5 protein-coding genes are annotated in these 12,565 nt (G+C 52.0%); all 5 read left to right on the top strand.

The window, feature by feature from the left end; genetic code table 11:
* The first annotated feature begins 334 nt into the window (after positions 1-334).
* Positions 335-1,903 carry a 2-isopropylmalate synthase gene (gene leuA / locus EXY25_RS08010; RefSeq protein ID WP_114337109.1) on the top strand — a complete coding sequence of 523 codons (1,569 nt, stop codon included), beginning with the start codon at positions 335-337 and terminating at the stop codon, positions 1,901-1,903.
* On the top strand, positions 1,900-3,000 hold the full coding sequence (gene leuB, locus EXY25_RS08005) for a 3-isopropylmalate dehydrogenase (RefSeq protein ID WP_130566363.1): 1,101 nt from the start codon (positions 1,900-1,902) through the stop codon (positions 2,998-3,000). Before leuA ends, leuB begins: the two co-directional genes overlap by 4 nt.
* Before the next feature lie 2 nt (positions 3,001-3,002).
* A complete protein-coding gene (gene leuC, locus EXY25_RS08000; RefSeq protein WP_114337107.1) occupies positions 3,003-4,403 on the top strand; it encodes a 3-isopropylmalate dehydratase large subunit in 1,401 nt (466 codons plus the stop codon).
* A 9-nt stretch (positions 4,404-4,412) separates the two neighbouring features.
* On the top strand, positions 4,413-5,018 hold the full coding sequence (gene leuD, locus EXY25_RS07995) for a 3-isopropylmalate dehydratase small subunit (RefSeq protein WP_130566362.1): 606 nt from the start codon (positions 4,413-4,415) through the stop codon (positions 5,016-5,018).
* Between the two features lie 384 nt (positions 5,019-5,402).
* Positions 5,403-12,422: a pullulanase-type alpha-1,6-glucosidase gene (gene pulA, locus EXY25_RS07990; protein ID WP_130566361.1), complete on the top strand. Its 7,020-nt coding sequence runs from the start codon at positions 5,403-5,405 to the stop codon at positions 12,420-12,422.
* Positions 12,423-12,565 lie beyond the last annotated feature (143 nt).

Genomic DNA, 12,565 nt, shown 5'->3' with positions numbered 1-12,565 from the left:
CGAGCAACAACAACCCGTTGCGTAGTACAACTGGGGGCTAGCGCACGCTCTTAATCTCATCCTTAAATAAACTCAGATGGAAATATCTCTTGACAGTAACCCCTATCACAAAGTACACATAGCAGCATTAGTGATATTGACATTACAAAACTGACGGTAACGTGAATTCAATTCGGCATATCCTACGACTAAACCTACTACTGCTCGCAGTTCGCCTGCGCGGGTTTGTCATGCCGACCGTATAATACGACCGGACAGAACAAAAAACCCGTGCAGCAAGCGCGGGTTTTTTTATTGTTTAAGCGAAAGCAACTAGACGCCATCAGGGGGCACCATGAGCGACCAAGTGATCATCTTCGACACCACCTTAAGAGACGGCGAACAAGCGCTGTCAGCGAGCTTGACGGTGAGAGAGAAGCTACAGATCGCCCTCGCTCTTGAGCGCCTTGGTGTTGATGTAATGGAAGTTGGCTTCCCGGTGTCATCACCTGGTGACTTTGAATCTGTTCAAACCATCGCCAACACCATCAAAAACAGTCGTGTTTGTGCCTTGTCGCGCGCTGTTGAAAAAGATATCGATGCGGCAGGCGAAGCCTTACGTAACGCTGCGCAAGGGCGTATTCATACCTTTATCTCAACTTCAACGATCCATGTTGAAAGTAAATTAAAGCGGAACTTTGACGATGTCCTTGCGATGGGGATCAACGCGGTCAAACACGCACGCCGCTATACCGATGATGTCGAATTTTCTTGCGAAGACGCAGGTAGAACACCTATCGACAACTTGTGTCGCATGGTCGAGGCCGCCATTACAGCCGGTGCAACCACAGTCAACATTCCAGACACCGTGGGCTACACCATCCCATCAGAATTTGGCGGCATTATTCAAACCCTGTTTAACCGCGTACCCAACATCGACAAAGCGATTATCTCGGTGCATTGCCATAACGACTTAGGTTTGGCCGTAGCCAACTCTATCAGTGCCGTGCAACAAGGCGCTCGCCAAATCGAATGTACCGTCAATGGTATCGGCGAACGCGCCGGTAACTGCTCGATGGAAGAGGTGGCGATGATCATCAACACCCGTAAGGATATGTTCCCGAACGTCACCACGGGCATCAATACCAAAGAGATTTACCGCACCAGCCAGATGGTCAGCCAGCTTTGCAACATGCCGGTTCAATCTAATAAGGCGATTGTGGGTGCCAATGCATTTAGCCACTCTTCAGGTATCCACCAAGATGGCGTACTCAAAGCAAAAAATACCTATGAGATCATTACGCCAGAAAGCATCGGTTTAAGCCAAAATGTCCTGAACCTGACAAGCCGCTCTGGCCGTCATGTCATCAAGCATCGCATGGCTGAAATGGGTTATGGCGTTGATGACTACAACATGGATGAGTTATACGCAGCCTTTTTGAAGCTGGCCGATAAGAAGGGTCAGGTGTTTGATTACGATCTGGAAGCCTTAGTATTCTTCACCAATATGCATGACGCAGATGATTACTATCATCTCGACTATCTGTCTGCACAATCTGGTACCGGGATCATGAGCACTTCCAGCGTGAAGCTGCGCGCGGGTGACAAAACTATATGTGAAGCGGCGACAGGTAACGGCCCGGTTGATGCCGTATACCAAGCGATTAGCCGTGCCACTAATATCGAATTTGAAATGAAGGATTATCACATCGGAGCCAAAGGCGCTGGTGAAGATGCATTAGGTCAGGTCGACATAGTCGCCCTGCATAACGGCCGCCGTTTTCACGGCATGGGCCTTGCAACAGACGTTATCGAAGCTTCAGCGCAAGCCATGGTGCATGTGTTAAATCACATTCACCGAGCAAAGGCAGTTGAAGCCAAAAAACAAGAGATTCAAGACATTAAAGTAGCGGGTGAAAAATGAGTAAGCAAAACTACCGCATTGCGGTATTGCCAGGGGATGGTATCGGCCCAGAGGTAATGGCGGAAGCGATCAAGGTGCTGGACGCCGTACAACAGAAATTTGGATTCACCCTCGATTATCAGCAATATGATGTCGGCGGCATCGCCATCGACAACCACGGTGAACCTTTACCTCCAGCCACATTAGCAGGCTGCGAAGCTTCTGATGCTATCCTATTTGGCTCCGTGGGTGGTCCCAAGTGGGAAGGCCTGCCACCAGAAAAGCAGCCCGAACGTGGTGCATTGCTGCCCCTTCGTGGCCACTTTGATCTATTTTGTAACCTTCGCCCTGCCAAGATCCACCCTGGTTTAGAGTCATTGGCGCCGTTACGTGCCGATATCGCCGCCGCAGGTTTTGACGTGTTGTGCGTACGCGAACTCACTGGTGGTATTTACTTCGGTAAGCCCAAAGGCCGCGAAGGTGAAGGCGAAGATGAAACCGGCTTCGACACCATGAAGTACTCTCGCAAAGAGGTACGTCGCATCGCACACATTGCGTTTCAGGCCGCTCGCGGTCGTGGCGGCGTGGTCACCTCTGTCGACAAAGCCAATGTATTAGCTACATCGATTTTATGGCGTGAAGTGGTTGAAGAAGTCGCTAAAGACTACCCAGACGTCACCCTGAATCATCTATACATCGACAATGCGACCATGCAGATGTTGCGCTATCCAGCACAATTTGACGTACTGCTGTGCGGCAACCTGTTTGGCGATATTTTGTCTGATGAAGCTGCCATGATCACCGGCTCTATGGGTTTATTGCCTTCCGCCAGCTTAAACGCCGATGACTTCGGTTTGTATGAGCCAGCAGGCGGCAGCGCCCCGGATATCGCCGGCCAAGGTATCGCCAACCCGGTGGCACAGATCTTATCCGCCGCCATGTTGCTGCGTTTCAGTCTGAAGCAGGAAGCCGCCGCCAACGCCATTGATACTGCCGTGTCTAAGGCATTGAGCGAAGGCTATTTAACCGGTGAACTGTTACCCGCTGAAAAGCGTGACCAAGCCAAATCAACCAGTCAGATGGGTGACTTTATCGCCCAAGCCGTGTTGGAGAGTTAATCATGGCACAGACCTTATACGAGAAAATCTACAATGATCATGTGGTACGTGAGGAAGCTGGCGAGACGCCCGTGATCTATATCGACCGCCACTTGGTACACGAAGTGACCTCACCGCAGGCATTTGCCGGTTTAGAGTTGATGGATCGTCCTCTTCGTCAACCGGGCAAAACCTTTGCCACCATGGATCACAACGTGTCAACACGCTCCTTGGCGATAGACGCCTGTGGCCCGCAGTCTGAAACTCAGATGCGCACCTTGGCCAATAACTGTGAAAAGTTTGATGTGACCCTATATGAGATTGGTCATATCAATCAGGGCATCGTTCATGTCATGGGCCCAGAGCAAGGCCTCACCCTGCCTGGCACCACCATTGTGTGTGGCGATTCACACACCGCCACACACGGCGCTTTCGGCGCTATCGCATTCGGCATCGGCACTTCTGAAGTTGAACATGTGATGGCAACGCAAACGTTGAAGCAGCCGCGTTATAAAACCATGCAGATTAAGGTCACAGGTAAAGCTGGGCCGGGTATTACCGCGAAGGACATTATCCTGGCCGTGATTGGCAAGGTGGGCACAGCAGGCGGTAATGGCCATGTCATTGAATATTGCGGCGAAGCCATTGAAGCCTTGTCAATGGAAGGCCGTATGACCTTGTGTAATATGAGCATCGAGTTTGGCGGCAAAGCCGGTCTGGTGGCACCCGATCAAACTACCGCCGATTACCTCCAGGGTCGTCCATTTGCGCCGAAAGGCAAAGATTGGGAAGAGGCCGTGGCTTACTGGCAAACGCTGAAATCTGACGTTGATGCCAAGTTTGATACGGTCGTTGAACTAGACGCCGCCGAGATTGAACCTCAGGTCACTTGGGGCACTAATCCTGGCCAAGTCACCGGTATCAACTCTCCGATCCCACAACCAAACGACTTCGCAGATCCTGTGGAAGCAGACTCTTGCCGCAAGGCACTGGCCTATATGGGCATAGAAGAGGGGCAGAAACTAACGGATCTGACCGTCGACAAAGTGTTTATTGGTTCATGTACCAACAGCCGCATTGAAGATTTGCGTGCGGCCGCTGACGTGGCCAAAGGCAAGAAAGTTGTTGCCGGTATCGAAGCCATCGTCGTACCGGGCTCAGGCCAGGTGAAGAAACAGGCGGAAGCGGAAGGCTTAGATAAGATCTTCACCGAAGCCGGTTTTGAATGGCGCTTGCCAGGTTGCTCTATGTGTTTGGCAATGAATGATGATCGTCTGGGTTCAGGAGAGCGTTGCGCTTCCACCTCGAACCGTAATTTTGAAGGTCGTCAGGGCCGTGGCGGACGCACCCACTTGGTCAGCCCAGCAATGGCAGCGGCAGCAGCCGTCGCAGGTCACTTCGTTGACATCCGCAAGTTGAAATAGGAGCAGATCATGTCAGGTATAACTACATTCACCGGCTTGGCAGCGCCATTGGATCACTCCCATGTCGATACCGATCAGATCATTCCAAAGCAGTTTCTGACTAAAGTCGAACGCGTTGGCTTTGGCCAGCACTGTTTTCATGACTGGCGCTATTTGGATGAAGCGGGCGAGCAGGAAAATCCCGATTTTATTTTGAACGCACCACGTTACAAGGGTGGTGAAGTTCTGTTAGCCAGAGAGAATTTCGGTTGTGGCTCTTCCCGTGAGCACGCGCCCTGGGCACTGAAAGAGATGGGCTTCCAAGTCGTGATAGCCCCGACTTTTGCCGACATCTTTTATGGCAATGCCATCAATAACGGCATGCTGCCGATTCGCTTAACAGAAGCGCAGGTGCAACAGCTGTTCGAAGAGGTCGTCGCAGAGGAAGGCAGTAAGATCACTGTCGATCTGGAAAACCAAAAAGTGATCGCACCAAGTGGTGCCAGCTTTGGTTTTGATATTGATCCTTTCCATCGCGAATGCATCATGAAAGGGTTGGACAGCATCGGTTGGACGCTGCAGTTTGCAGAGCAGATCCAAAGCTACGAAGATAACATCCCTGCCTGGCGTCGTTAATTCTTAACAGCAGGTCAACAAAAAAGGCTTCCCTCAGGAAGCCTTTTTTATTATTTGCAGTATCACCACAGGCAACTTAGACAGATAGCGTCATCTCACGCAGGCGCAAATTCATTCGCTAATCGCCGACCCAACATTCAAACAGTCAGATCCTCCACCACCAATGTCTATTGCGCCATCAATGACAATTTCAAACGCCTGTTTTATGACGCTCTAGGTTTACGTCAGGCTTTTTTACAGAATTCTAATGCTGTGTGATGCCGTTAGCAAAACGTCGGAATGTTGACGGACAGTTCACTTTTTAGTCGGTACCATCGCTAAATTGTTTAAATTTTGTAAAACCGTAAACGCTAACTTTCTGTGACTTACCGAGGAACCATAAGGATGATTTGGTCTAAATTCGGCAAAGCGCTACTCATGCTGCTCATTGCAGCGGGACTAAGCGCCTGTAACGATCGCAAGATAGAAGATGAAGTGTTCTACTTTGTGCTACCCGATCGCTTTCACAACGGCGATACCAGCAATGATACCGGCGGTATCGAAGGCGAAAAGCAAGATCATGGCTATGATCCGGCTGATAAACGTTACTACCACGGTGGTGACCTCAACGGCTTGATTAAAAAGTTACCCTATCTGGATCAGATGGGCATCACTGCGATCTGGATGACGCCAGTATTCAAAAATATGCCCACCGTAGATAACTCCGCGGGCTACCATGGCTACTGGACCATCGATTACACCCAAATCGATCCGCATTGGGGCAGTAACGACGAACTACAAACCTTGATAGACAAAGCGCATAAGCGCGATATCAAGGTGTTTTTCGATATTGTCATCAATCATACCGCTGATGTGATCCGTTTTCAGGAGTGCCATAACGCCGACGGTTCACTGATCGATCCGGATACCGGCTGTCCTTATCGCTCTCTGGATGAAATAGCGAGCAATCCTTACACCCCGTTTGCCCTGCCCGGCATGGAAGCGGTGAAGGTTCCTGCTTGGTTAAATGATTTTGAGTACTACCACAATCAGGGTGATAGCACTTTCAGTGGTGAGAACTCATTCAATGGTGACTTCTTCGGTCTGGATGATCTGAAAACAGAACATCCAGATGTCGTTAACGGCATGGTTGACCTGTTTAAATATTGGATCAGCGAATACCGCATGGACGGCTTTCGTGTCGATACCGTAAAGCATGTAAATATTGAGTTCTGGCAACAGTGGACCCCGGCCATTATGGCTCACGCTGAAGATGAAGGGCTGGACGACTTCTTCGTATTTGGCGAAGTATTTGAAGGTCACCCTAAAGATTTGAGCGTTTACTCCACCAAGGGACAGCTCCCTTCAGTCCTCGACTTCGGCCTCTATTACGCCATTCGTGACGTAGTCGCCGATTCCCAAGGCACAGATCGCCTGCAGTGGATCTTTGATCGCGATGACTACTACACCGATGCTGACAGTAATGCGTCGCAACTGCTGACCTTCTCCGGCAACCACGATGTTGGCCGTATTGGCCAGCAGATCGACATCTTTAATCCAGAAGCCTCTGAAGAGGAACGTCTGGCGCGCGCCGAACTGGCCAACAGCATTCTATTCCTGGCTCGTGGTGTTCCCGTGGTTTACTACGGTGACGAGCAGGGTTTTACTGGTGATGGCAACGATGCTGACGCCCGTGAAGATATGATGCCCAGCTTGGTTGAAGAGTTTAACGACAATGATCTGATCGGCACGGATGACACAACCGCCGACGACAACTTTAATAAACGCCACCCGCTGTATAAAAATGTTAAGGCGCTTTCCAAGTTGCTCGACAAGTACAATGGTTTGCGTCGCGGTGACCAATACGCACGTTACAGCAGTGCAACCCCTGGTATTTTCGCATTCTCAAGAATGGACAGCGATGAGCGCCGCGAATACCTGGTTGCATTTAATACCTCTACCGAAGAGCAGAGCTTTTCCACTGATGTCGACGGCAGCGGCTATGCCCGTATTTGGCCCAAACCAGGTGAAAAGCTAACACCGGATGCTGACGGCCAACTAACGCTCACGGTACCAGCACTGTCTGCTGTGGTTTACCTGTCCATGGACAAGATAGCCAAGCCTGACGACACCCCTGCCCTCTTATTCAGCACACTCACTGACGGGGCGATGGTAATGGACCGCGTTGAAGTCGCGGTCACCATGGCTCATGAAGTGCCAGCCGCCTATCCAGGCTTATATGGTGTTGATTTTGAAGCCAGTGTTGATGGCGGTGACTGGATCTTTATCGGCCACGATGCTGCGCCTCCTTATCGCGTCTACTTTGACGCCACCGAACTCGCCGATGGCACGCCAGTCAGCTTCCGTGCCACTGCAACCAATGTTCCCGATGAAAGCGTGATTGAAGTAACCACCGAAATTGGTGCGGTCGAAGGGATGACCATCCTGTTTGAAAAGCCAGAGGAGTGGGAAGCACCCAACCTCTACTGGTGGGCTGCTGCGCCCCAAGCCGACACCAGCTGGCCAGGCGTCACCATGGAACATGTCATTGAAAACTGGTACCAGTTCAAGTTCGACGACGGCGTCACCAGCGCCAATATGATCTTCAACGATGGTGCAGGTCAGCAAACCACAGATCTCTACCGTGAAGGCGATGGCTGTTACACCATTGATGCCGGTTGGCAAGACAGCTGCGATCTACCAGAGCCAGGGATCACCCTTTACTTCAAGCAGCCTGATGGCTGGGCCGATACCATAAACCTCTATTATTGGAACGCTGCCCCTGCGGATGACGCCAGCTGGCCTGGCGTTGCCATGGAGCTCATCGGCGAAGGTTGGTACAAATACCAACTGCCTACCGATGTCGCCATGGCCAACATGATCTTTAACGATGGTAGTGGTAATCAGACCGGCGATCTCTATCACGAAGGAGACGGCTGTTACGAAAATGACGCCTGGATCGTCGACTGCGAGCCACCCCAAGCAGGCATAAAACTCTACTTTAAAAAGCCTATCGACTGGACCGATGGCATTAATCTCTACTACTGGGATGCAGCCCCTGCGCCAGCGGTTGACTGGCCTGGCGTTGCGATGACTGATGAGGGCAACGACTGGTACAGCTACCAGATGCCGTTAAACGTGACCATGGCTAACATGATCTTCAACGATGGCAGCGGCAATCAAACCAGCGATCTATACCGAGATGCTGACGGCTGCTACGAAAACAGTGAGTGGATAGACAGCTGCGATATTACAGGTTCAGAGCCTGGCTTCACTGTCTATGTTCGCCGCCCATTAAGCTGGAACGTACCCAATATCTATTTCTGGGGCACAGCCAACGATCCCGCATGGCCCGGCGCCGAGATGACAGCCATTGGTGATGATTGGTATAGCTACCAGTTTGCCGACGGTGTGTCAGCTGTCAATGTGATCTTCAATGACCTCACCGGCAATCAAACCACCGACCTCTATCGTGATGCTGATGGCTGCTACGACATCGAAACCAACGAGTGGAGCGACAGCTGTGCTATTCCAGGTTTTACTGCCTACCTAGAGAAGCCAGACGTCTGGGCAGCACCCAACCTCTATTTCTGGAGTCCTGGGCCAACAAATGCACCGAATGTTGGCTGGCCAGGTGACGCCATGACCGATCTAGGCAGCAACTGGTTTAGTTACCAGTTTCCTGCGGGCGTGCAATACGCCAACCTGATCTTCAATGACGGCACAGGTCAACAAACATCGGATCTATTCCGCGAAGGTGACGGCTGCTACAGCGTTGCAGATGGCGATTGGACTGATAGCTGTGACTATCCAAAGCCGGGGCTAAAGCTCTACTTCAAAAAGCCCGGCGATTGGGGTGGCGACGTCAACCTCTACTATTGGGAAGCGGATCCCGCTCCTGCAGTTGACTGGCCAGGAGCGGCCATGACCAGCCTTGGCGATGACTGGTACCTGTTTGAGTTCCCACAAGGTGTGGACAGCGCTAATCTGATTTTCAATGATGGCGCAGGTAATCAAACAACCGATCTGTTCCGCGACGGTGATGGCTGTTTCGGTGAGTTCAGCGAAGATTGGCGCAACAGCTGTATCACGCCAGACTCAAGTACAGACGTTGAGATCCAGAATGCTTCGGCCCACTGGGTGGCGCTGAACAGTCTTCTCTGGACTCCATCGGACAGCCGCTGGGCTCGAGTCGAGCTGGTTTCCGCGCAATCTCAATCCATTGTTGTGGTTGATAACCAACTGCAAAATGTAGAGACCTCTGTCACTCTGAGTGCAGGCGCATCCATTCCTGCAGATATTGCAGAAAAAGCACCGCACCTGACCGGACTAGATGCTTGGTCAATCGACGCTATCGATGCGACAGTCGCAGACCAGTTGCTTAAAGGTCACCTGCTGTTGGCGGCGTATGACAGCAATGACTTCCTACTGGAAGTCACCCGCGTACAAACACCTTGGGTATTGGATCAGCTCTACGCATACGACGGCCAATTAGGTCTCTACTTTGAGCAAGGACAACCCCATATTTCAGTATGGGCGCCGACGGCGCAAAATGTTCAGCTGATCCCCTCTAGCGATGCAGTTTCTGATGGCACAGCGATTACCGCATCATCAGTCGCTAACGGGGTCTGGCACTTTGTAGGCGACGCCAGTTGGGACCTGATGTACTACCAGTTTGAAGTCAGTGTGTTCCATCACCTGAGTGATCAACTGGAGACCTTCCGCGTCACCGACCCTTACTCCGTCAGCCTGAGCACAGACAGTCGTTACAGCCAGGTGGTCAACCTTAACGATGCCAGCCTCAAGCCTGCCGGCTGGGATGGTATTCAAAAAGCGCTGCCACCCCACAGTGATATCACTGTGTATGAAGGCCATGTTCGCGATTTCAGTGCGTTTGACACGGCAGTACCCGCAGCACATCGCGGTAAATACTTGGCGTTCACCTACAATGGCGTTGACAGCGCACCACTGTCAGCGGGTATGGCCCATCTGCAAGCGCTGCAAGCTGCAGGCCTGAGCCACTTCCATCTGTTGCCGGTGAATGATCTAGGCTCGATCAGAGAAGACGGCACCATGCGTGCAGATCTCGATGACCCCTACAGCAAGCTATGTGCGCTGGTAACCACACCTGCGGTACAAGCACGCTGTGGCGATTTCGACGGACTGACACTTGGCGAAGCCCTAACGCAGTTAAAAGACGCAGATCCACTCAATGCTGAGATCCAGGCGATCTTGTACGAGCCTCGTAGCGATGCAGCGGTATCAGTAGATGGCTTCAACTGGGGTTACGATCCCTATCACTTCAACGCGCTGGAAGGCAGTTACGCCACCGATCCGCAAGGCACGGCACGTATTGTTGAGTTCCGTGAGCTAGTGAAGGCTCTGGACGAAGTCGACCTGAATGTGGTCGTTGATGTGGTCTACAACCACACCTTCGCTTCGGGTCTGTCTAACCAGTCAGTTCTGGATAAAGTGGTTCCGGGCTATTACCACCGTCGTAACCCATTCAGTGGCGATGTCGAAATGAGCACCTGCTGCGACAACACCGCCACCGAGCATGAAATGATGGGTAAATTGCTCACCGACACCTTGGTTCACTGGGCTAAGCACTACAAGATTGATGCGTTCCGCTTCGATCTGATGGGCCACATCCCTAAAGCGGTGATGGTAGAAGCACAAGCCACACTGCAAACCCTCACCCTAGCCACTGACGGTGTCGATGGCGCCAATATCTACCTGTATGGCGAAGGCTGGGACTTCGGCGAAGTGTCTGGCGACCAACGCTTTGAACAAGCCACCCAGTTCAACATGGCAGGCACGGGCATTGGTACTTTCAACGACCGTTTGCGTGATGCGGTACGTGGTGGCAACTTCACTGACCGCGGCGCAGCACAAGGGTTTGCCAACGGCAATGAGCTATTCTGGAATGGCCGTGCCCCCGGCGCTTCCAGCTTAGTTGACCAAGCTGACCGCATCCGTATCGGCATGGCTGGTAACCTGCAAACCTACCCGTTTGTTGACAACACAGGCACCACCACCGATGGCCTGAGCTACAGCGGTGTCGGCTACAACCTGGATCCACAGGAAGCGGTCAACTACGTCGACAAACATGACAACGAGACCCTTTGGGATAACACCCAGGCGAAACTGCCAGACGATATCAGTATCGCTGAACGTGTCCGTGTTCAGGCGCTGAGCCAGTCATTTGTCAATCTGGGCCAAGGTATTCCTTTCCATCAAATGGCGTCCGACTTAGCGCGCTCTAAATCGATGGATCGTAACTCGTTTGATTCCGGCGACTGGTTCAACAAAATCGACTTCACCAAACAAAGCAATAACTGGGCTGTCGGTCTGCCACCAGCAGAAGCTAACGAAGTACGTTGGACGCGTATGGCTGAGATCATGAGCAACAGCAACACCGTCGCTCAGGCTTCTCACATCGACATGGCCACCAGTCTGTTCCAGCAACAGCTGCAACTGCGCTACGACAGTAAACTGTTCCGCTTAGACACAGCAGAACAGGTGGAACAGCGCCTTGCTTACTGGAACACCGGTCCAGATCAGGCCGCAGGTATCATTGCCATGAGCGTCAGCGACGGTGTCTGTTCAGGTAACGACCTCGACCCAAGCTATGACGGCATTCTGGTGCTGTTTAATGCCGACCGCGTGAACCGCGACATCACACTGAATGAACTGCCAGGACTAACCCTGCATAGCATCCAGCAAAATGGCGCAGACGCGGTAGTAAAAACAGCCTCAGTAGACGGCGCGACATACAGCCTACCGGCGTTAACTGCCGCCGTTTTTGTTCAAGAGCAAAGCGCGGCGCAAGGCGAATTCCCTTGTAACCCCAGCTATGGCGCAGTCACCGAGCCAGGCTTCACGGTTTACTTTAAAAAGCCTGCGACCTGGGCGGATCCCAACATTTATTACTGGGATACGGCACCTGAGTCATACAGTGTCGACTGGCCTGGCGCGGCGATGCTGCCACTGGGTGATGACTGGTTTAGCTTCGAGATGCCTGCTGGTGTCGAAAGCGCCAATATGATCTTTAATGACGGCGCGGGTAACCAAACGGGTGATCTCTACCGCGAAGGAGAAGGCTGCTACGAAGCTGACACCTGGAGCGACAGCTGCACCCTGCCCGGTCTCAGCTTCTGGTTCGAAAAGCCAGCTGACTGGACGGATGAAGTGTACCTCTACTTCTGGGGCGCATCTGTCGATGGGCCAGGCTGGCCTGGTATTCAGATGACAGATCTGGGCAACGGCTGGTTCTTCTTCCAACTGCCAGAAGGCGCCCGCTCAACCAACCTGATCTTTAATGATGCTAACGGTTCGGGCAACCAGACCAGTGATCTGTTCCGCACCGCCAATGGCTGTTACAGCACAGTGAGTGGCTGGAGCGATAGCTGCGATTTGCCTTAACCAACAGGCAGTTATTCAGTTAAAAAAGGCCGCATCTGCGGCCTTTTTCGCATACAACCTAATCTCACAACGCAAGCGCTTAGATTAAGGGGGATGACAAGAGCACATCAGAAACCCTAAGTATCGGCAATCAGTGTTGTAAG

Source organism: Corallincola spongiicola (assembly GCF_004284785.1).
In the GTDB taxonomy this organism is placed as follows: domain Bacteria; phylum Pseudomonadota; class Gammaproteobacteria; order Enterobacterales; family Neiellaceae; genus Corallincola; species Corallincola holothuriorum.
This window is presented reverse-complemented; position numbering and strand designations above follow the sequence as displayed.

Excerpts from the sequence above, each read along its gene's own strand:
- leuA (WP_114337109.1), top strand. The coding sequence starts at position 335 with ATGAGCGACCAAGTGATCATCTTCGACACCACCTTAAGAGACGGCGAA.
- leuB (WP_130566363.1), top strand. The coding sequence starts at position 1,900 with ATGAGTAAGCAAAACTACCGCATTGCGGTATTGCCAGGGGATGGTATC.
- leuD (WP_130566362.1), top strand. The coding sequence starts at position 4,413 with ATGTCAGGTATAACTACATTCACCGGCTTGGCAGCGCCATTGGATCAC.
- leuC (WP_114337107.1), top strand. The coding sequence starts at position 3,003 with ATGGCACAGACCTTATACGAGAAAATCTACAATGATCATGTGGTACGT.
- pulA (WP_130566361.1), top strand. The coding sequence starts at position 5,403 with ATGATTTGGTCTAAATTCGGCAAAGCGCTACTCATGCTGCTCATTGCA.